Origin of the sequence: Lonepinella sp. MS14435 (genome assembly GCF_042485795.1) — a bacterium.
Classification (GTDB): Bacteria; Pseudomonadota; Gammaproteobacteria; order Enterobacterales; family Pasteurellaceae; genus Lonepinella.
Map to the genome: position 1 here is coordinate 20159 of NZ_CP169368.1, position 20672 is coordinate 40830.

At 37.9% G+C, this 20672-nt stretch carries 19 protein-coding genes; 13 read left to right on the forward strand and 6 right to left on the reverse strand.

Features of this window, described 5'->3' with window-relative positions; all coding sequences use genetic code 11:
- The first annotated feature begins 4 nt into the window (after positions 1-4).
- Both pgaC and O1Q80_RS00115 read left to right on the forward strand, forming a co-directional pair.
- The gene (pgaC, locus tag O1Q80_RS00110) at positions 5-1243 is read left to right on the forward strand and encodes a poly-beta-1,6-N-acetyl-D-glucosamine synthase (protein ID WP_386694964.1); all 1239 of its coding nucleotides are present in this window, start codon (positions 5-7) and stop codon (positions 1241-1243) included.
- Positions 1244-1622: 379 nt separating this feature from the next.
- Positions 1623-2714, forward strand: a complete 1092-nt coding sequence (locus O1Q80_RS00115; RefSeq protein ID WP_386694966.1) for a family 20 glycosylhydrolase — start codon at positions 1623-1625, stop codon at positions 2712-2714.
- A 79-nt stretch (positions 2715-2793) separates the two neighbouring features.
- Here O1Q80_RS00115 and O1Q80_RS00120 read toward each other — a convergent pair whose 3' ends face one another.
- Complete coding sequence (locus tag O1Q80_RS00120) at positions 2794-4017, reverse strand: prolyl oligopeptidase family serine peptidase (protein WP_386694968.1); 1224 nt, start codon at positions 4015-4017, stop codon at positions 2794-2796.
- Positions 4018-4028: 11 nt separating this feature from the next.
- Positions 4029-4484, reverse strand: a complete 456-nt coding sequence (locus O1Q80_RS00125) for a tetratricopeptide repeat protein (protein WP_386694970.1) — start codon at positions 4482-4484, stop codon at positions 4029-4031.
- Positions 4485-4669: 185 nt separating this feature from the next.
- Here O1Q80_RS00125 and pyrG point away from each other — a divergent pair, with 185 nt between their 5' ends.
- The 6 genes from pyrG (at position 4670) to O1Q80_RS00155 (ending at position 10737) form a co-directional block, all read left to right on the forward strand.
- Complete coding sequence (pyrG, locus tag O1Q80_RS00130; RefSeq protein WP_386694972.1) at positions 4670-6301, forward strand: glutamine hydrolyzing CTP synthase; 1632 nt, start codon at positions 4670-4672, stop codon at positions 6299-6301.
- A gap of 122 nt (positions 6302-6423) precedes the next feature.
- Complete coding sequence (gene eno / locus O1Q80_RS00135; protein WP_386694973.1) at positions 6424-7725, forward strand: phosphopyruvate hydratase; 1302 nt, start codon at positions 6424-6426, stop codon at positions 7723-7725.
- Positions 7726-7819: 94 nt separating this feature from the next.
- Entirely contained in the window at positions 7820-8458 is a 639-nt protein-coding gene (locus O1Q80_RS00140; protein ID WP_386694975.1) for an NUDIX hydrolase N-terminal domain-containing protein, read from the forward strand.
- 9 nt (positions 8459-8467) lie between these two features.
- Complete coding sequence (locus tag O1Q80_RS00145; RefSeq protein ID WP_386687838.1) at positions 8468-8875, forward strand: DUF2251 domain-containing protein; 408 nt, start codon at positions 8468-8470, stop codon at positions 8873-8875.
- A 127-nt stretch (positions 8876-9002) separates the two neighbouring features.
- Positions 9003-10373: a glutathione-disulfide reductase gene (gene gorA / locus O1Q80_RS00150; RefSeq protein WP_386694977.1), complete on the forward strand. Its 1371-nt coding sequence runs from the start codon at positions 9003-9005 to the stop codon at positions 10371-10373.
- Between the two features lie 25 nt (positions 10374-10398).
- A complete protein-coding gene (locus O1Q80_RS00155) occupies positions 10399-10737 on the forward strand; it encodes a carboxymuconolactone decarboxylase family protein (RefSeq protein ID WP_386694979.1) in 339 nt (112 codons plus the stop codon).
- A gap of 77 nt (positions 10738-10814) precedes the next feature.
- Here O1Q80_RS00155 and O1Q80_RS00160 read toward each other — a convergent pair whose 3' ends face one another.
- The 4 genes from O1Q80_RS00160 to O1Q80_RS00175 form a co-directional block, all read right to left on the reverse strand.
- Positions 10815-11537: an MgtC/SapB family protein gene (locus tag O1Q80_RS00160; protein WP_386687844.1), complete on the reverse strand. Its 723-nt coding sequence runs from the start codon at positions 11535-11537 to the stop codon at positions 10815-10817.
- Positions 11537-12346: a shikimate dehydrogenase gene (aroE, locus tag O1Q80_RS00165; RefSeq protein ID WP_386694981.1), complete on the reverse strand. Its 810-nt coding sequence runs from the start codon at positions 12344-12346 to the stop codon at positions 11537-11539. The genes O1Q80_RS00160 and aroE overlap by 1 nt, the downstream gene beginning before the upstream one ends.
- A gap of 1 nt (position 12347) precedes the next feature.
- Positions 12348-12893, reverse strand: coding sequence for a Sua5/YciO/YrdC/YwlC family protein (locus tag O1Q80_RS00170; protein ID WP_386687849.1), 546 nt, complete (start codon positions 12891-12893; stop codon positions 12348-12350).
- A gap of 71 nt (positions 12894-12964) precedes the next feature.
- A complete protein-coding gene (locus O1Q80_RS00175; protein ID WP_386694983.1) occupies positions 12965-13468 on the reverse strand; it encodes a single-stranded DNA-binding protein in 504 nt (167 codons plus the stop codon).
- 150 nt (positions 13469-13618) lie between these two features.
- Between O1Q80_RS00175 and uvrA the strand changes: the two genes are divergently transcribed.
- From uvrA to O1Q80_RS00200, 5 genes are all read left to right on the forward strand, one after another.
- Positions 13619-16450 carry an excinuclease ABC subunit UvrA gene (gene uvrA, locus O1Q80_RS00180; RefSeq protein ID WP_386694985.1) on the forward strand — a complete coding sequence of 944 codons (2832 nt, stop codon included), beginning with the start codon at positions 13619-13621 and terminating at the stop codon, positions 16448-16450.
- A 110-nt stretch (positions 16451-16560) separates the two neighbouring features.
- Positions 16561-17613, forward strand: a complete 1053-nt coding sequence (locus O1Q80_RS00185) for a rod shape-determining protein (protein ID WP_386694987.1) — start codon at positions 16561-16563, stop codon at positions 17611-17613.
- A gap of 78 nt (positions 17614-17691) precedes the next feature.
- Complete coding sequence (gene mreC, locus O1Q80_RS00190; RefSeq protein WP_386687857.1) at positions 17692-18735, forward strand: rod shape-determining protein MreC; 1044 nt, start codon at positions 17692-17694, stop codon at positions 18733-18735.
- The gene (mreD, locus tag O1Q80_RS00195) at positions 18735-19226 is read left to right on the forward strand and encodes a rod shape-determining protein MreD (RefSeq protein ID WP_386687859.1); all 492 of its coding nucleotides are present in this window, start codon (positions 18735-18737) and stop codon (positions 19224-19226) included. Before mreC ends, mreD begins: the two co-directional genes overlap by 1 nt.
- Before the next feature lie 266 nt (positions 19227-19492).
- The gene (locus O1Q80_RS00200; protein ID WP_386687861.1) at positions 19493-20671 is read left to right on the forward strand and encodes an acetyl-CoA carboxylase biotin carboxylase subunit family protein; all 1179 of its coding nucleotides are present in this window, start codon (positions 19493-19495) and stop codon (positions 20669-20671) included.
- The last annotated feature ends 1 nt before the right edge of the window (position 20672 follow it).

The following is a 20672-nucleotide window of genomic DNA, read 5'->3' on the forward strand; positions in this document are numbered from 1 at the left end:
TAACATGTTTACTAATATTATTGAATTTCTAAATACTTTTGTATTTATTTATCCTGCATTAATGGCTGTTTATTGGAGTATTGCTGGATTATATTATTTTCTTATGCGAGAAAATAAATTTGGATATCCCAAATTTTACCAAAGGAATAAAAATGATGTTCCTTTAGTGAGCATAATGGTCCCTTGTTACAACGAGGGTGCTAATCTTAATGAATCAATACCACATTTATTAAATCTAACCTATCCAAACTATGAGCTTATTTTTATTAATGACGGAAGTAAGGATGATACAGGTGAAATTATTGATCAATGGGCAGCTAAACATCCAGAAATCATTGCATTACATCAAAAAAACTCCGGTAAAGCGAGTGCATTAAATCATGGATTAACCATTGCAAAAGGGAAGTATGTAGCATGTATTGATGGTGATGCCATTCTTGATTATAAAGCTATTGATTATATGGTTCATATACTGGAATCAGATTTAAGTTATGGAGCCATAACTGGTAATCCTCGAGTCCGTAATCGCAGTACAATATTAGGACGCTTACAAGTTTCTGAATTCAGTGCAATTATTGGCTTAATTAAACGAGCACAAGGTCTGATGGGAACAATTTTTACTGTTTCTGGAGTATGTTGTTTATTCCGTAAAGACTTAATGATTCGGATCGGTGGTTGGAGTACTAATATGATTACCGAAGATATTGATATTAGTTGGAAAATTCAAACAGCAGGATACAATATTGCGTATGAACCTCGAGCATTATGCTGGGTTTTAATGCCAGAACGTCTAAAAGGCTTATTCAGACAAAGATTACGCTGGGCTCAAGGTGGTGCAGAAACTATTATTAAGTATTTTCCTCAAGTTTGGAGATTAAAAAATCGTCGTTTATGGCCAATGTATATTGAATATTTTATTACTGCGATTTGGGCGGTTGTTTTAGCCGTTTTTGCAATAACAGATATTGTAACCAGCCTACTTAATGTAACTTTGGTAAATAATTCATTGTTCCATAATGGTATATCTATCATGTTTTTTTCATTCTTCTTACAGTGTGTGGTTAGTTTATATATTGATAGTCGTTATGAAAAAGGATTATTACTGTACGCCTTATCTACAATCTGGTATCCATACATATACTGGTTCTTAAATACAATCACTTTATTAATTGGGATTCCTAAAGCTATTTTCAGAAATAAATCTAAATTAGCGGTTTGGATAAGCCCAGATAGGGGGATCTAAATGTCCGATAGATACTTACAATCTTTAATGGTAATTAATAAAAGTAAAAGATTAAAATGGAAATCAAAACTAAAAAGTAAAATATTATCTCTTATCACTTGGTTTTTGTGGGGGTATTTAATTTACTTTATAATTAACCATTATTATTCAATTTTTTTCAACCCTATTTTCGATTCACTTTATTTCCATGAAATTATTGGTATTATGTTATTCATTGCTTTTATATTTATAATTATTGCCATTATATGGTCATATATAACAGTAAGAAGAAAACGAAGAAAATAATTTATTCGGGATTAACATTGTGTTACTTAGTCATAAACTTAGAAACTCGTTCAATTTATTGCAGATATTCTTTTTATTTGCAATAAATCTCCCCATGTCGAGTATTTTCGCTCAAACCAATGAAATAATCATACCATCTGAAAAGGAAAGTGGATTAGTATTAGATATTTCTCGGCATTTTTACCCTGTAGATAGCATAAAAAAATTTATTGATATTTTACATCAGTCAAAAGCAACATTCTTACACCTTCATTTTTCAGATGATCAAAATTATGCTATCGAAAGCAATATATTAGGACAAACAACAGAAACTGCGGTTAAAAAAGATGGTGTTTTTATTAACCCTATAACCAATAAACCGTTTTTAACATACTCTCAATTAGATGAATTAATTCACTATGCCAAAGAAAAAGGCATTGAATTGGTACCAGAACTTGATAGTCCAGGTCACATGCAAGCTATTTTGATGTTACTTGAACACAAAAATGGCAAAGATTATGCCCAATCACTAAAATCAAAACATGCGAATAATGAAATTGATATTACTAACCCAGAAAGTATTACTTTTATTAAATCATTGATAACTGAAGTTTGCTGGATCTTTGGGGATAGTAGTCATCATTTCCATATTGGAGGTGATGAATTTGGCTATGATGATGAAGATAGCCATGAATTTATCACCTATGTTAATAACCTTTCCTCTTTCCTAACAGAAAAAGGTTTAATAACACGCTTATGGAATGATGGTTTGATCAAAAAGGATTTACCCGCTCTCAATCATAGCGTTCAAATAACTTATTGGAGCTATGACGGTGATACACAAGATGTAAATGATGCCAAATATCGCCGTGAAATCAGAGCAAGTATGCCAGATTTAATTAATAATGGCTTTCAGGTTTTAAATTATAATTCCTATTATTTATATTTTGTGCCTAATCACAAAGCAAACCTAGTAGAGAATAGTCAATTTGCAACACAGGATATTAAACAGAACTGGAAATTAGGTATTTGGGATGGAAAGAATACACAAAATTCTATTCAAGATTCTCGCCTTATTTTGGGAGCGGCTGTCAGTGTTTGGGGTGAAGATATTGGATCGACCAAAACAGAACACATTCAAGAAGCCACCTCTCCATTAATTAAAGCGATGAAAGATAAGCTCTCTAAAGAAACGCAAAATTATTGAGTAAGAAAGCATTAACTTAAAGCTAGCGTAAACTAACTGCAGTGAAAAATACCATACATTTTCACCGCAGTTTTTATTACTAATGATTTTTACGCTGACTAAACAACCATTCTTTAATCGCATCAATATTATAAGCCACTCCCCAAGTTCCCATGTGGGCAGCCCCTTTGCTTTGTGAGGTCTGTTCCATTGGTAATGTACCGCCTGTAAAGCTGGCATAATGAATATTGCCACCTTGAGCTAACAGAGCATTCACCTTTTTATTCAGTTCTGCCACGGAATCTTGAGCGTTCCAGCCGTGGCTTTCTTGTACATTTGCCCCATTTGCCGTCAATACTTTCATAATTTCATTTTCGGTCGGAAAGGCTTTGACATCATTTTCGGAAACTAACACAAAAATATTATTTTTTGCCATCGGAGCGGTAACACTCGGTTCCCACTGCCCTGCCACAATATAGCTGGCAGCAAAGAAATCAGGGTGTTTGATATTCATGGCGATAGACATCATCGCACCACCTGATTGCCCTGTGGTGTAAAGGCGGTTTTGGTCGATATTGTATTGTGTTGCCAAGGATTTAATTAAATTAATCGTTGGTTCAAGATCTGCTGGGTCTTCTGATTTATCATTGACAATTTGATGATCAAACTGCGGAGCAAGCACAAAGGCTTCATGTTTTGCTTGGAATGACGGGCTGGCAAACGAAGTTGCTCCGTTGCCTTGTAATAAGGTATGTTTCACATTGCTGTTGGTTGAACCTGCATCATGAATAAACATCACTAGCGGATAGGCTTTGTTTGGGTCGTAATTTTTCGGCACAAATAAATTGTATTTCACCACCACACCGCTTTCATCTTTAAATTCCGCCTGTTGGAAATCGTCCACCACTTGATTAATCACTTTGCTACTGGTTAATTCGCTCGGTTTTACTTTGCCAGATTTGCTGGCTAATGAATTGACTTGTTTTACTGTTAAGCTGATATTACGTTCGGTGTAAGGGGCGGAACGATCATTGGGATCTTTTTCGGTAGTCGCCGCATCGGCATCTTGCGGATCCAATTCTAACACCACTTGGTTGGTACATTTTTGCTCGGTTAATTTAGCCTCGGTAATGGTACGATTCGTTACCGAAAAATCATTTTTTTTCACCGCAGTTAAGCACGTTTTTTCAGGGTAATTCACCACAGCTTGGGTGATTCGTTGCCCTAAACCGTTTGGTGTCGTAACTGCTGTCACGCTTTCAATTTGAGCATACGCAGTGCTTGCCATTGCACAGGCAACACTGGTTAAAATTAATTTCTTCATAAAATTTCCTGTTATTTAGTTTGATTTAAACGTTTTAACGCATCAATCGCTGGTTGCGAAACATGATCGCCACGAGCCGCAGATTTTTCATACCATTGTATGGCAGTGGTGAGATTTTTTTCTACCCCAATACCGTTTTCATACAGATAACCGAGCCAATATTGTGAAGTAATATCGCCACGATTCGCCGCTGTGGTAAAGGCATCAAAGGCTTTGCTTGGCGATTTGGTTACGCCCTCACCATTTAGATACATCAAGCCGATATAGCGTGACGCTTTCATATCGCCTTGTTCAGTGGCTTGTTGTAATAACGGCATGGCTTGGGAGAAAGATTGTTGTTTATATAGTTCTACGCCTTGCAGCATTACGGCTCGAGCTTGTTGTTGCTCTGGGGTATGGGTTGGTTGAGATACCGCACTGCAAGAAGTTAATAAAAATGGAAAAATAAGATAGCTGTATCGTTTCATTAAATATCTACTCTATATTGAATTGTTAGTTTAATTAGGACTGTTAATTCGCTCAAAAGTTCTAGGATTATTTCTGCTATTTTATAATAGTGAATTGAATTTCACCGCACTTTCTTGTACAATGTTTTCCCGTCCTGATACAACGTATCTCATTTATTTTTCACTATCAAAACAAGATTTCACTTATGACAACCAATTATATTTTTGTAACAGGCGGTGTGGTTTCATCGTTAGGTAAAGGTATTGCTGCAGCGTCCTTAGCCGCTCTTTTAGAAGCTCGTGGCTTAAATGTCACTATTATGAAACTCGACCCCTATATTAACGTTGACCCTGGTACCATGTCGCCAACCCAACACGGCGAAGTGTTCGTAACCCAAGACGGAGCGGAAACCGATTTAGATTTAGGTCACTACGAACGTTTTATTCGCACCAAAATGACCAAACGCAACAATTTCACCACAGGTAAAATTTATTCCGAAGTATTACGCAAAGAACGCCGCGGTGATTATTTGGGGGCAACTATTCAGGTTATTCCGCATATTACCAACGAAATCAAAGCCCGAGTAATTGACGGTGCGGCTGGTCACGATGTGGCGATTATTGAAGTTGGCGGTACCGTAGGCGATATTGAATCCTTACCGTTTTTAGAATCTTTACGTCAGCTTGCGGTGCAAGTAGGACGTGAACGTACCATTTTCATGCACTTAACCCTTGTGCCTTATATTCCTACCGCAGGCGAAGTCAAAACCAAACCGACCCAACATTCGGTCAAAGAATTATTGTCTATCGGGATTCAGCCTGATGTGTTGATTTGCCGTTCAGATCGCATGATCCCGAATAATGAACGTGCCAAAATCGCATTATTCTGTAATGTGCCAGAAAAAGCGGTCATCTCATTAAAAGATGTGGAATCCATCTATCAAATCCCTGCTTTATTACAATCACAAGGGCTAGATGATTTTGTGTGCAAGCGTTTCCATTTAGATTGCAAACCAGCGGATCTTTCCGAATGGGAGCAAGTGTTATATCGTCAAGCCAACCCAACAGGCGAAGTCACTATCGGTATGGTAGGCAAATATGTAGAATTACCCGATGCCTACAAATCTGTCAATGAAGCCTTAAAACACGCTGGCTTAACCAATCGTTTACAGGTCAATATCAAATATATCGACTCACAAGATGTAGAAACCAAAGGGGTTGAAATCTTAAAAGGTTTAGACGGAATTCTTGTACCTGGTGGCTTTGGCTATCGTGGTGTGGAGGGCAAAATCTTAACCGCTCAATACGCACGTGAAAACAATATTCCTTACTTAGGCATTTGCTTAGGTATGCAAGTCGCATTAATTGAATACGCTCGTAATGTGGCTGGTTTAACTCAAGCCAATTCATCGGAATTTAATAAAGAATGCCCGCAACCTGTAGTAGGATTAATTACCGAATGGCAAGATGCGACAGGTCATGTAGAAACTCGTAGCGATCAATCAGATTTAGGCGGGACAATGCGTTTAGGCGCACAACAATGTCATCTTATTCAGGGTTCAAAAGCACGTGAATTATATGGCAAAGACACTATTGAAGAACGTCATCGTCACCGTTATGAAGTGAATAACACTCTGCTACCACAAATTGAAAAAGCTGGCTTAAAAGTAACAGGTTTAAGTGCGGATAAAAAATTAGTAGAAATTATTGAAGTGCCAAATCACCCTTGGTTCGTAGCTTGTCAATTCCACCCAGAATTTACTTCTTCACCAAGAGATGGACACCCATTATTCGCTGGTTTTGTTAAAGCAGCAAAAGAAAATCAACAAAATAAATAGGTAAAGTTCGATTAGATCAAAATATTGTGATTTTTTGCAAGACAAAAGCCATAAAGATCTATACCATATTGGAATAACTTTAAATAAGAATTTTAGATTAACTTAATAGAAGGAAAACAAAAATGGCAAAAATCGTTAAAGTAATCGGTCGTGAAATCATTGACTCACGCGGTAACCCAACTGTAGAAGCTGAAGTTCATTTAGAGGGCGGTTTTGTTGGTTTAGCAGCAGCTCCATCTGGTGCATCAACAGGTTCTCGTGAAGCATTAGAACTACGTGACGGTGATAAATCACGTTTCTTAGGTAAAGGTGTATTAAAGGCAGTTAGTGCAGTAAATAACGAAATCGCAAAAGCTGTAGTCGGTAAAGATGCGTTAAACCAAGCTGAAATCGACCAAATTATGATCGACTTAGACGGCACAGAAAACAAATCAAAATTCGGTGCAAACGCTATTTTAGCAGTATCTTTAGCCAACGCCAAAGCTGCCGCAGCAGCGAAAGGTTTACCACTTTACGCTCACATTGCAGAACTTAACGGCACACCAGGTCAATATTCTATGCCATTACCAATGATGAACATCATCAATGGTGGTGAACACGCTGACAACAACGTGGATATTCAAGAATTTATGATTCAACCAGTTGGTGCAAAAACCTTACGTGAAGCATTACGTATCGGTGCCGAAGTATTCCATAACCTTGCTAAAGTATTAAAATCTAAAGGTTTAAGCACTGCAGTTGGTGATGAGGGCGGTTTCGCACCTAACCTAGAATCTAACGCAGCAGCACTTGCTTGTATCAAAGAAGCGGTAGAAAAAGCAGGTTATGTATTAGGTAAAGATGTCACATTGGCGATGGACTGTGCATCATCTGAATTCTACAACAAAGAAAACGGTATGTATGAAATGAAAGGTGAAGGCAAATCATTCACTTCTCAAGAGTTCACGCACTACCTTGAAGGTTTAACCAAAGAATACCCAATCGTGTCTATTGAAGATGGTCAAGATGAATCAGACTGGGAAGGTTTTGCCTACCAAACTAAAGTATTGGGCGACCGTGTTCAATTAGTGGGTGATGACTTATTCGTAACTAACACCAAAATCTTGAAAGAAGGTATCGAAAAAGGTATCGCAAACTCAATCTTAATCAAATTCAACCAAATCGGTTCTTTAACTGAAACGTTGGCTGCGATTAAAATGGCGAAAGATGCAGGTTATACCGCAGTTATCTCTCACCGTTCAGGCGAAACTGAAGATGCAACGATTGCAGATTTAGCAGTTGGTACCGCAGCAGGTCAAATCAAAACAGGTTCAATGAGCCGCTCAGACCGTATTGCGAAATACAACCAATTAATTCGTATTGAAGAAGCATTAGGCGACAAAGCACCGTTCTTAGGCTTAAAAGCGGTGAAAGGTCAAGCTTAATCTGAGTTGAATTAGATTAAAAATCGTAAATTTTGTACCGCACTTTAGCTCTTGAAAGAGAAAAAGTGCGGTCTTTTTTTAGTAAATTATTAATATGAAAGATCAAGTTTTATTAACTGAACCATGGCTCTCTTGGGCAGTTGAAATTCAAAGTATTGCTCAAAATGGTTTAACCTATTCTAAAGGTATTTTTGATATTGAACGTTATCAACGCTTACGTGAAATTTCAGCCGAGATGTTAAGCTATAAGACCTCAATCCCTATCGATAAAATCAAAAAATTATTCTGCCAAGAAGAAGGCTATCAAACACCAAAAATAGATACACGGGCGGCAATTTTTAAAGATAATAAAATACTGTTAGTACAAGAAACTGATCAGCTTTGGAATTTGCCAGGTGGTTGGATAGATGTGCAACAAACCATTTACCGAAACACAATTAAAGAAGTGAAAGAAGAAGCAGGGTTAGACGTTAAACCCCATTTTATTATTGCTATTCACGAACAACATAAACGCAACTACCCACCTTTTGCTCACCGTGTATTAAAAACCTTTGTAATGTGCCATTTGTTAGGGGGAGAATTTCAAGCCAACAGTGAAACCATTAATTCTGACTACTTCTCTTTAGAAGAGCTTGAACATCTCAATGTTAATAATGAAAAAAATACCAAAGCACAAATGCAATTATGTTTTCAGGCATACCATAGCCCACATTGGGTTACACAATTTGATTAAGGAAGAAAAATGTTACATTTAGTTTTAGAAGATAAACACCTTATCGGTCAGAAAAAACATTTTGGCGCCCACTCCACCGTGCATGATCATTTGGTGGTAATGTTTGAAGATGATGGCGAAACGGGTTATTTTTATGCTATGGATTTAAATAACCAACAACAGCCTATCGTAGATAGTTTATATGTATATGGTGTGGATAGCATTGAGGGACGGCACGAAGCTCGCCAATTTCAAATTTGTTGGTCAGAAAATGGCAATCAAGCCTTTTTGTTAGTAAATGGCTATCCCCATGCCAGCTTTGATTATACAAGATTAGTAGGTTACAACCACAGCAAATACCCACTGCCAGAAATCACCAGTATGTGGTCGCACGAAGAAATTACCGATAAACTAGTGGCAGAATGGCTAAAAGTTTAACACCAGATTTATATTTATTCATCGGTTAAACCGATTATAATAATTTATGCAATCAGTTTGCCGATCGCTATATTTTTATACAGAATAACAAGATTATTCCCCTTAAAAGATATAAAGGAAAGCAGTTATGACAAAACATTATGATTATGTTGCAATTGGTGGCGGTAGTGGCGGTATTGCCTCGATTAACCGTGCGGCAAGTTATGGTAAGAAATGTGCGATTATAGAAGCAAAACACTTGGGTGGCACTTGCGTCAATGTCGGTTGTGTACCGAAAAAAGTGATGTTCTATGGTGCTCAAATTGCCGAAGCGATTCATCATTATGCCCCTGATTATGGCTTTGATGTGAACGTCAATAAATTCGATTTTTCAAAATTAGTTGAAAGCCGTCAAGCCTATATCGGTCGTATTCATACCTCGTACGGCAATGTGTTAGGTAAAAATAATGTAGATGTGTTAAATGGCTTTGCTAAATTTGTTGATGCCAAAACCATTGAAGTGAGCTATGCAGATGGTTCAAGTGAACAAGTTACCGCCGATCACATTTTAATCGCTACTGGTGGTCGCCCAAGTATTCCTAAGGTGAAAGGGGCAGAATATGGCATCACTTCTGACGGTGTATTTGCGTTAACAGAATTACCAAAATCCGTTGCGATTGTAGGGGCGGGTTATATTGCGGTAGAACTGGCTGGTGTGTTGAATAGCTTTGGTGTCAAAAGCCATTTATTTGTACGTCAACACGCCCCATTACGTACACAAGATCCATTAATTGTAGAAACGTTGTTAGAAGTATTAGCTCAAGACGGTATTCAGTTACATACTCAAGCTATTCCTGAAGAAGTGGTCAAAAATGCAGACGGCACATTAACTTTGAAACTCAAAGATGGTCGTGAAACCACGGTAGAAAGTATTGTATGGGCGATTGGTCGTGAACCAGCAACCGATGTGATTAATTTACAAGCTACTGGTGTAGCAACTAATAAATATGGATTTATCAAAGTGGATAAATTCCAAAATACCAATATACCGAACATCTATGCAGTAGGCGATATTATTGAAGGGGGTATTGAATTAACCCCTGTGGCAGTAGCAGCTGGTCGCCGTTTGTCCGAGCGTTTATTTAATCATAAACCAAACGAGCATTTGGATTATAACCTTGTGCCAACTGTTGTATTTAGTCACCCCCCCATCGGCACTATCGGTTTAACCGAGCCACAAGCTATTGAGCAATATGGCGAAGAAAATGTCAAAGTATATAAATCATCTTTCACCGCAATGTACACCGCAGTTACTCAACACCGTCAACCTTGCCGCATGAAATTGGTTTGTGTTGGTCAAGAAGAAAAAGTAGTAGGCTTACACGGTATTGGTTTTGGGGTAGATGAAATGATTCAAGGTTTTGCGGTGGCAATTAAAATGGGTGCAACCAAAGCCGATTTTGATAACACCGTTGCCATTCATCCGACAGGTTCAGAAGAATTTGTTACTATGCGTTAATCATTAGAAAATAAGGAAATTTATTATGTTTACAGACTGGAAAGAACATACATCACATGTAAAAAAATCATTTGGTGAATTAGGTAAAAAGCACCCTAAAATGTTACAGGCTTATGGAGCATTAAGTGTGGCGGCGGCTGAGGGTAATGTATTAGATGCTAAGACAAGAGAGTTAATTGCTTTAGCCGTTGCTGTAACCACCCGTTGCGAAAGCTGCATCTCTGTTCATGCTGCAGAAGCAGTAAAAGCAGGTGCGACAGAAGAAGAGGTATCTGCAGCATTAGCCATGTCAATCGCTTTAAATGCTGGTGCAGCTTATACTTACTCTTTGCGTGCCTTAGAAGCGTTTAATGAACAGAAATAATTTCTCTATATTGCAAAAATTAGTCTAATAATCCAAAGACTACATTCTAATCTTGACAGAATGTAGTCTTTTTAGTTTTATTTACTCTCTAAATCCACCCCTAATACTTCTGGAATCAATTTAATTTCGCCATAGAGATGATGTAGAATATCTTTATTCTCTAAATCCGCACACATAACCAATTTAATTTCACCGTGATATAAATCCTTAATATTCATGTCTTCAATATCACAATGATGTTGTGCAAATAATGCGTTGATTTTATTGATACCTGCCATATCATTAAGATGAACCGTTAATGTCGCTTTAATATCCGCTGGACGATGACGTTGTATATAATGCTGTACAATAGGACTTAAACGAATAGCGATAAAAATCATCAGTGTTGCCAGAATAGCATCAAAAAAGAATCCTGCACCAGCTGCAATACCAATTCCCGCTGCCGCCCAAACAATGGCTGCGGTGGTTAACCCTGAAATCGCATCATTGCTTTTACGTAAAATAACACCAGCACCTAAAAAACCAATTCCACTAATGACTTGTGCCGCCAACCGCATTGGATCGGTTCGAATATTTTGGGAAACTTCAGCATAATATTCAGCCGATTGAATTGAAACAATCGTTAAAATACAAGTGGTTATTGAGATGATGACACAGGTTTTCACCCCGACAGGCTTGCGTTTCAATTCTCGTTCCAAGCCGATAATACCGCCTAGACACATCGCCACACACAATTTCATTAAAATAATAAAATGTGATGAAGTGACTACGGCTAAAAATAAAGTTTGAATATTTTCCATTAAAGTATCCCTTGTTCTATTAATGAAGTTACATCAGGCATCATTCCACGCCATAAGGAAAAAGAATGAGCAGCTTGCCCCACCAACATGCCAAAACCATCACTTATATTTTGCACACCAAGGGATTTTGCCCAAGCAATAAAAGGCGTATCACTTTGTTTTGCATATTGCATATCATAAACTGCGTCAGCTAATCGTAAAATTTCTGGATTAATGGGTACTGTTTGCCCTTTTAAGCCTAAGGATGTCGCATTAATAATTAACTCAAAGTGCCGTACAGAAATTTCATCTAATTGCACCGCACTTATGTTGCCATATTGGCGAAATTTATCGGCTAATTGCTGTGCTTTCGAAACCGTACGGTTGGCAATGATAATATTTTGTTTAGCTTGCAATAATGGTAATAACACACCTTGCGTTGCTCCACCAGCACCTAAAATTAAGATTGATTGATTAGGTTTCAACCAAGTTAAACGTTGTAAATCGCTGACTAAACCTGCCCCATCTGTGTTGTCAGCATAAAGATCTCCATTATCTAACATCTTCAACGTATTACAAGCACCTGCAGTTAATGCCCTTTCACTATAAACTTGTGCTAACTGATAAGCCCTTTGCTTAAAAGGAGAGGTGATATTACAACCTTTCGCCCCTTGGGCAAAAAAGTCTAATAGTTGTTGTTCAAATTTGACTTCATCACCCAACATAGCAACATATTGTAAATCTTGCCCTGTCTGTTGAGCAAAAATTTGATGAATCTGGGGGGATTTGCTTTGGGCAATAGGATTACCCCATACTGCATATTTATCCATTTTATCCTTGCCTAACTAACTGATTAGTAAATAAATCTCTAATTTCTGACGGATTTTTTGCATCACCAACGGGCATCTCTAATACAGGGAAATCTGCACCAAATTGTGACCGCACTTCTGCTACTGTTTTACAAGGTGGTAATCCCGTCAGATTAGCACTGGTTGAGGTTAAAGCAAAACCCGTAGCATGACATAATTGTTCTACCGCTGGATGATGGCATAAGCGAACTGCAATACTATTAAATTTCCCAGTCAAAAATTTTGGTACAGCCATATCAACTGGTACTAGCCAAGTGGTTGGGCGATCATATTGACCTTGCAATCTATTCCAATGCTGTTGGGTAAAATTTTTTGTATCAATAAACGGCAACAGAAAATCTAAATCTGGAGCCACCAATATCAGCCCCTTTTCTACTGGACGTTGTTTCAAAATTAATAATTTTTCCACCGCACTTTGACTTAACGGATTACACCCTAAACCAAATACTGCCTCAGTAGGATAAGCTATGACTTGATCAGATTTAAGTAAGTTTGCTAATTTATTCATATTATTATGTTAAGTTAAATAAAAAAGAAACGCTAGAGTAAACCAGCGTTTCTTTATTTTTTTGTTATTCCTTAAAATGGAATATCATCATCAAAATTATCCATTGGTGGTTCATTCACTGGTTTCGCTTTTTGAGTTTGTGGTGCTTGACGCGAGTAACCACTTGATTGTTGTTGACCACCAAAATTACTATTACCTGCAAAATTGCTATTATCTTGATTATATCCATTTTGATTAGCATTACGGCTATCCAACATCTGCATGACATCCCCTTGGATTTCTGTGGTATAGCGATCTTGCCCATTTTGATCTTGCCATTTTCTAGTACGTAAGCGTCCTTCCACATAAACCTGTGAGCCTTTACGTAAATATTCACCAACGACTTCTGCTTGACGGCGATAAAATACAATACGATGCCATTCGGTTTGTTCACGGCGTTCACCCGTATTTTTATCTGTCCAACTTTCACTGGTCGCGACACTAATATTTGCTACGGCTTCACCGTTCGGCATGGTACGCACTTCTGGATCGTTACCTAAACGACCTACAATAATGACTTTATTAACTCCTGCCATAATTTCCTCGATTAATGGTTAATTTTGAGAATATTTTGCCTGAAAATAAAAAAAAAATCCATATTTTTTACTGGTTATTTTAACAGAGATTAAAATATGTGATATGCTTTCCAAAATTTTACTTTTTTCAACACTGACATGGATCAGACAATGGATAGCATAGATATTCGTGGGGCAAGAACCCACAATTTAAAAAACATCAATTTAACCATTCCACGAGATAAACTTATTGTTATTACTGGCTTATCTGGCTCAGGTAAATCATCGCTTGCCTTTGATACACTCTATGCCGAGGGACAACGCCGTTATGTAGAAAGCCTATCAGCTTATGCCCGTCAATTTCTTTCTTTAATGGAAAAGCCCGATGTGGACAGCATTGAGGGACTTTCACCCGCCATTTCGATTGAACAAAAATCAACTTCACATAATCCCCGTTCTACGGTAGGAACAGTGACAGAGATTCATGATTATTTACGTTTATTGTTTGCCCGTGTAGGTGAACCACGCTGCCCGACTCATAACGAGCCTTTAGTCGCTCAAACTATTTCACAAATGGTAGATAAGGTATTGAGTTTACCAGAAGAAAGCAAAATGATGTTGCTCGCCCCCGTGGTAAAAAATCGTAAAGGGGAACATGTTAAATTACTCGACCAAATCGCTGCACAAGGCTATATTCGTGCCAGAATTGATGGTGAAATTTGTGATCTATCCGATCCACCTACATTAGAATTACAGAAAAAACATACCATTGAGGTAGTGGTAGATCGTTTCAAAGTGCGGTCAGATTTAGCCACCAGATTAGCAGAGTCTTTTGAAACTGCCCTAGAATTATCGGGTGGCACTGCTGTGGTTGCTAATATGGAAAATGAAAAAGCCGAAGAACTGGTTTTCTCTGCTAATTTTGCATGTTCTCATTGTGGTTATTCTGTGCCTGAATTAGAACCGCGGTTATTTTCTTTTAATAATCCAGCGGGAGCCTGTCCGACTTGTGATGGTTTAGGTGTACAACAATTTTTTGATGAAAAACGTGTGGTACAGAATCCATCAATTTCTTTAGCGGGTGGAGCGATTAAAGGTTGGGATCGTCGTAACTTTTATTATTATCAAATGCTGACTTCTTTAGCAAAACATTATCATTTTAATGTGGAAGAACCTTTTGAGAAATTACCGAAAAAAATTCGTGAGATTGTCTTACACGGCTCTGGTAAGGAAGAAATTGAGTTTACCTATTTAAATGATCGGGGCGACAGTGTCGTTCGCCGTCATGCTTTTGAGGGGATTTTAAATAATATGGCTCGCCGTTATAAAGAAACGGAATCCATATCAGTACGTGAAGAATTAGCTAAACATATCAGCACACGTCCTTGCATAGATTGTAGCGGTTCTCGTTTACGTCCTGAGGCTCGCCATGTTTATATTGGACAAACCAACTTGCCAGATGTGGCGGAAATGAGTATTGGAGAAGCCTTACAATTCTTTGAGAAAATGGCATTGGTTGGACAGAAAGCCAAAATTGCGGAGAAAATTCTAAAAGAAATTAAAGAACGTCTGTCTTTTTTGGTCAATGTGGGATTAAATTATCTTTCTCTTTCACGTTCCGCAGAAACCCTGTCTGGCGGTGAAGCTCAACGTATTCGGTTAGCAAGCCAAATTGGAGCAGGGTTAGTGGGAGTGATGTATGTGTTAGATGAACCGTCCATAGGGTTACATCAACGAGATAATGAACGTCTGCTTAATACATTGATTCATCTACGTAATTTAGGTAATACGGTAATTGTGGTGGAACATGATGAAGATGCCATTCGAGCTGCCGATCATATTATTGATATTGGACCAGGGGCAGGGGTACACGGTGGAAAAGTGATTGCACAAGGCAGCATAAAAGAAATTATGGCGAATCCAAATTCCATTACTGGTAAATATTTATCGGGTGCAGAAGAAATAAAAATTCCGCCAAAACGCACCGCACTTGATCCCACTAAAATTTTACGCTTGAACGGAGCTACTGGAAATAACCTTAAAGCGGTGAATTTGGAAATTCCTGTAGGTTTATTTACTTGTATTACTGGCGTTTCTGGTTCAGGGAAATCAACTTTAATCAATGACACGTTGTTTCCACTGGCTCAAAATGCGTTAAACCGTGCCGATAATATTAACTTTGCTCCCTACCAATCCATTGAGGGCTTGCAACATTTCGATAAAGTGATCGATATTGATCAAAGCCCTATTGGACGTACGCCACGTTCTAATCCAGCCACTTACACAGGATTATTTACACCGATTCGTGAGCTATTCGCAGGCGTACCTGAATCTCGAGCAAGAGGCTATAATGTTGGGCGTTTCAGCTTTAATGTGCGTGGTGGACGCTGTGAAGCCTGTCAAGGGGATGGTGTGTTAAAAGTAGAAATGCACTTTTTGCCTGATGTTTATGTACCTTGCGACCATTGTAAAGGTAAACGCTACAACCGTGAAACCCTAGAAATTCGTTACAAAGGCAAAACCATTCATCAGGTCTTGGATATGACTGTGGAAGAAGCTCGTGAATTTTTCGATGCCATTCCTGTGATTGCACGCAAATTGCAAACCTTAATGGATGTGGGTTTATCATATATTCGCTTAGGGCAATCTTCTACCACCCTTTCAGGGGGAGAAGCTCAACGGGTAAAATTAGCTACCGAACTCTCAAAACGAGATACAGGTAAAACCTTGTATATCCTAGATGAACCGACCACTGGCTTGCATTTTGCGGATATTAAACAATTACTTGAAGTATTGCACCGTTTGCGAGATCAGGGGAACACTATTGTAGTGATTGAGCATAATTTAGATGTTATCAAAACCGCCGATTGGATTGTGGATCTCGGACCAGAAGGTGGTAATGGCGGAGGTGAGATTATTGCCTCAGGAACACCTGAACAAGTGGCAAAAGATAAGAAATCACATACAGCGAGATTTTTAAAGGATATTTTACAGAAAAAGTAATTTGATTTGGATTTAAATAAAAAATTCGCTGTAATTACCGCCGATTTTTTGGTACATTACGCATAATTTTTGTATATATTATTCAACAAACATTTATTAACGGAATTCTTATGTTATTTAAAAAAATTCGGGGTTTATTCTCCAATGATTTATCTATTGATTTAGGTACAGCAAATACTCTAATTTATGTGAAAGATCAAGGTATTGTACTTGATGAACCATCTGTAGTGGCAATTCGTCAAGGGCGTGCTGGACAACGTAGTATTGCGGCAGTCGGTAAAGATGCCAAAATGATGCTCGGTCGTACTTCGAATAATATTGAAGCCATTCGCCCAATGAAAGACGGCGTAATTGCGGATTTCTTTGTAACCGAAAAAATGTTGCAATACTTTATTAAACAAGTACATAGCGGTAATTTCTTACGCCCAAGCCCACGTGTATTAATTTGTGTACCAGCAGGGGCAACCCAAGTTGAACGCCGTGCTATTAAAGAATCTGCGATTGGTGCAGGTGCAAGAGAAGTCTATTTAATTGAAGAACCGATGGCAGCAGCAATCGGGGCAGGTCTGCCTGTATCTACTCCAACGGGTTCAATGGTGATTGATATCGGTGGTGGTACAACAGAAATTGCGGTTATCGCCTTAAATGGTTTAGCTTATTCTTCTTCAGTGCGTATTGGTGGCGATAAATTTGATGAAGCCATTATTTCTTATGTGCGTAAAACCTTTGGTTCAATCATTGGTGAAGTAACCGCTGAACGCATTAAACACGAAATTGGTGTTGCTTATATTGAATCAGATGCGGATGTACTTGAATTAGAAGTTCATGGTTTAAATCTGTCAGAAGGTGTTCCACGTCCATTTACGTTAACCTCTCGTGATGTATTAGAAGCCATTAGCCAACCGCTTAAAGGCATTATTGATGCGATTCGTTCTGCCTTAGAAGAATGTAAACCTGAACACGCCTCTGATATTTATGAATACGGTATCGTATTAACTGGTGGCGGAGCATTATTACGTAATATTGCTCATTTAGTCAGTAAAGAAACTGGCGTACGTGTAGTTGTGGCAGATAATCCATTAACCTGTGTGGCTCTTGGTGGTGGTGAAGCCTTACACATGATTGATATGCACGGTGGTGATATCTTTAGTGATGATATTTAACTAAACCCAATGAAAAAAGTGCGGTGAAAAAATAGTTTAATTTTACACCGCACTTTTTTACATGATTTTGGATTGGCAATGAAACCTATTTTCGGAAAAGCTCCCCCGCTCGGACTGCGTTTATTTTTTGCGGTCATGGCATCTATTGCTCTGATTATCTTTGATGGGAAAAGCAATGCGATGATTAAAGCTCGTAGTGTGATGGAAACTTTTGTCGGTGGTTTATATTATTTAGCCAATACCCCACATACTGTTTTAGATAGCTTTTCTGATAATCTTATTGACACCAATAAACTGCAAATTGAGAACCGTGTTCTGAAAGAACAACTTCGCGAAAAAAATGCCGATTTATTATTGCTGGATCAATTAAAAGTTGAAAATCAACGTTTGCGTTTATTACTCAATTCCCCTTTACGTACAGATGAATATAAAAAAATTGCTGAAGTATTAACCGCAGAAAGCGATACTTATCGTCAACAAGTGGTGATTAACCAAGGCAAAGGTACTGGTGCTTATGTAGGACAACCTGTAATTGATGAACGTGGTGTAGTAGGACAAATTATTTCCTCTGGTGAAGATAGTTCCCGAGTGCTATTGCTAACCGATGTTACCCATTCGATTCCAGTTCAAGTGTTGCGTAATGATGTACGTACCATTGCAAGTGGAACAGGTCGAGCCGATGAGCTTTCTTTAGATAACGTGCCACGTTCGGTTGATATTGTTAAGGGAGATTTGTTAGTCACTTCTGGTTTAGGTGGTCGTTTTCCTGAAGGGTATCCAGTGGCAGTGGTGGAAAAAGTATCCCGAGATGGTTCTAATTATTTTGCTACAATTACAGCTAAACCATTAGCTTCACTAGAACGACTACGTTATGTTTTGCTAGTCTGGTCGAGTGTAGAAGATATGCACAAGGCTCAAGCACTATCTCCAGAAGAAGTGCGTAACAGCGTACAACAAAGGTTAAAAAATGTGCCACAGAAAAAAGAAAAAGCTACCGAAGAATCCGAGCAAAATACACCGCACTCTGTAGATGATAATGGCACTGAAAATTTACCCGTAGAAATGAACTCAAATGATACTCAGCCAGATCCTGAGTTAAAAGAACACAGGGAGGAAGACTGATGAATGTTCGTTTTATTATTCAAGTCGTTAGTTTACTTTGTATTTTTGTGGTGGCATTGGTATTAGAAATTGCACCTTGGCCCGCAGGTTTTCAGAGCTTTAAGCCCGCTTGGTTAGTGTTAGTCTTGACTTACTGGTCATTGTCTATTCCAGAAAAAGTCAGTATTGGCTCCGCTTTTGTCCTTGGTGTAATTTGGGATATTGTGCTTGGTTCTATGATGGGTGTACATGCTCTAGTGCTTTCAGTATTTATGTATGTAGTAGCTAAGAATCATGCTTTATTAAGAAATCTCTCTCTGTTACAGCAAAGTTTACTAATGATTCTATTAGTTTATTGTATTCGCTTAAGTATTTTCTTTGTTGAACGCCTCATTCACAATGCCACGTTTCAATGGCAGGAAATCTTTGGTGCATTAATCAGTGGTCTGCTTTGGCCTTGGGTATTTTTACTATTACGTAAAATTCGTTTGAAATTACAAATTAATGAATAAATCTATAAAAATAACATTATTTTAACCGCACTTTTATTAACATAGGAATTGACTCCAAAATTATTATTCTGGTCATCACCAATTTTATCAGTTTAAAATTTCACATAATTAACACAAACTAATTTAAAACACCAAAAATAAGTGATATTACAGTATATCACTCAATATTGATTACAATTTAGCCATATAAATTCAGTAGTAAAATAAGCAAAACTCGCTTAAAATCTAGTCTAGCTACAACTTTCATTTACTATGGAAATAAAACTATGTCAAAACCACTCAATTTTGTAATGATCTCCCCTCATTTTCCCACTAATTTCGAGACCTTTGCGGTGCGAATGAAAGAAAAAGGGATTAACACATTGGGAATCGCAGACACCCCTTACGAACAGTTAAGTGAAAACTTGCGTAACTCTTTAACCGAATATTATCGTGTTGATAATATGGAAGACTATGATCAAGTTTATCGTGCCGTGGGATATTTTGCCCATAAATACGGTCGTATTGATCGTGTAGAATCACATAATGAATACTGGCTTGAATTAGATGCAAAATTGCGTACTGATTTCAATGTTTTTGGTTATAAAAATGAAGATATGTTAGCCATTAAAACCAAAGCACAAATGAAAGAAGTTTTTCGCCAAACAGGTTTAAAAGTAGCTAAAGGACAAGTCTTCCAAAATGACGATGAGGCTCGTAAATTAGCTAACAAACTGAAATTCCCCGTTATTATTAAACCAAATTCTGGTGTCGGGGCTAGTGATACTTACAAAATCAAAAGTGCGGATGAATTAGAAGCCTTTTTTACTTACAAAAATCCGCAAGTTGAATACATTATGGAAGAATTCATTGATGGGGATATTGTAACCTTTGATGGCTTAACTGATCATGATGGTAATATCGTATTCTATTCTAGCCTTGAATATTCTGAAGCTGTCTTAGACACTGTCGAAAAAGATGGTGATATGTTCTATTATGTTCCTCGTGATATTTCGCCTGAATTAATCAAATTAGGCAAACAATGCGTAGATGCTTTCGGTGTACGTGAGCGTTTCTTCCACTTTGAATTTTTCCGTGTGAAGAAAACAGGCGAATTTTTACCACTAGAAATTAACTGCCGTCCACCAGGTGGTTTGACTATTGATATGTGGAATTATGCGAATGATTTTGATGTATTCAAAGAATATGCGAATATCGTAACAGAAAATAAATTTTACACCGAAATTACTCACCCTTGGAATGTGGTGTATATTTCTCGTAAAGCCAACCAAAACTATGCTCATTCCATTGAACAAGTGTGTGAAAAATTTGCTGACAATATTATTAGTGTCCAAACAGTACCAGGTGTGTTCGCTAAAATCATGGGTGAACACGGTATTTTAGCTCGTGCAGATAGCATTGAGAAAATGCGTGAGATCGTACAATTTGCCCAGAAAAAACAATAAC

Excerpts from the sequence above, each read along its gene's own strand:
- aroE (WP_386694981.1), bottom strand. The coding sequence starts at position 12,346 with ATGGATAAATATGCAGTATGGGGTAATCCTATTGCCCAAAGCAAATCC.
- O1Q80_RS00185 (WP_386694987.1), top strand. The coding sequence starts at position 16,561 with ATGTTATTTAAAAAAATTCGGGGTTTATTCTCCAATGATTTATCTATT.
- O1Q80_RS00200 (WP_386687861.1), top strand. The coding sequence starts at position 19,493 with ATGTCAAAACCACTCAATTTTGTAATGATCTCCCCTCATTTTCCCACT.
- eno (WP_386694973.1), top strand. The coding sequence starts at position 6,424 with ATGGCAAAAATCGTTAAAGTAATCGGTCGTGAAATCATTGACTCACGC.
- O1Q80_RS00120 (WP_386694968.1), bottom strand. The coding sequence starts at position 4,017 with ATGAAGAAATTAATTTTAACCAGTGTTGCCTGTGCAATGGCAAGCACT.
- O1Q80_RS00160 (WP_386687844.1), bottom strand. The coding sequence starts at position 11,537 with ATGGAAAATATTCAAACTTTATTTTTAGCCGTAGTCACTTCATCACAT.
- pgaC (WP_386694964.1), top strand. The coding sequence starts at position 5 with ATGTTTACTAATATTATTGAATTTCTAAATACTTTTGTATTTATTTAT.
- gorA (WP_386694977.1), top strand. The coding sequence starts at position 9,003 with ATGACAAAACATTATGATTATGTTGCAATTGGTGGCGGTAGTGGCGGT.
- O1Q80_RS00140 (WP_386694975.1), top strand. The coding sequence starts at position 7,820 with ATGAAAGATCAAGTTTTATTAACTGAACCATGGCTCTCTTGGGCAGTT.
- O1Q80_RS00155 (WP_386694979.1), top strand. The coding sequence starts at position 10,399 with ATGTTTACAGACTGGAAAGAACATACATCACATGTAAAAAAATCATTT.
- O1Q80_RS00175 (WP_386694983.1), bottom strand. The coding sequence starts at position 13,468 with ATGGCAGGAGTTAATAAAGTCATTATTGTAGGTCGTTTAGGTAACGAT.
- O1Q80_RS00145 (WP_386687838.1), top strand. The coding sequence starts at position 8,468 with ATGTTACATTTAGTTTTAGAAGATAAACACCTTATCGGTCAGAAAAAA.
- O1Q80_RS00170 (WP_386687849.1), bottom strand. The coding sequence starts at position 12,893 with ATGAATAAATTAGCAAACTTACTTAAATCTGATCAAGTCATAGCTTAT.
- O1Q80_RS00115 (WP_386694966.1), top strand. The coding sequence starts at position 1,623 with ATGTCGAGTATTTTCGCTCAAACCAATGAAATAATCATACCATCTGAA.
- pyrG (WP_386694972.1), top strand. The coding sequence starts at position 4,670 with ATGACAACCAATTATATTTTTGTAACAGGCGGTGTGGTTTCATCGTTA.
- uvrA (WP_386694985.1), top strand. The coding sequence starts at position 13,619 with ATGGATAGCATAGATATTCGTGGGGCAAGAACCCACAATTTAAAAAAC.
- O1Q80_RS00125 (WP_386694970.1), bottom strand. The coding sequence starts at position 4,484 with ATGAAACGATACAGCTATCTTATTTTTCCATTTTTATTAACTTCTTGC.
- mreD (WP_386687859.1), top strand. The coding sequence starts at position 18,735 with ATGAATGTTCGTTTTATTATTCAAGTCGTTAGTTTACTTTGTATTTTT.
- mreC (WP_386687857.1), top strand. The coding sequence starts at position 17,692 with ATGAAACCTATTTTCGGAAAAGCTCCCCCGCTCGGACTGCGTTTATTT.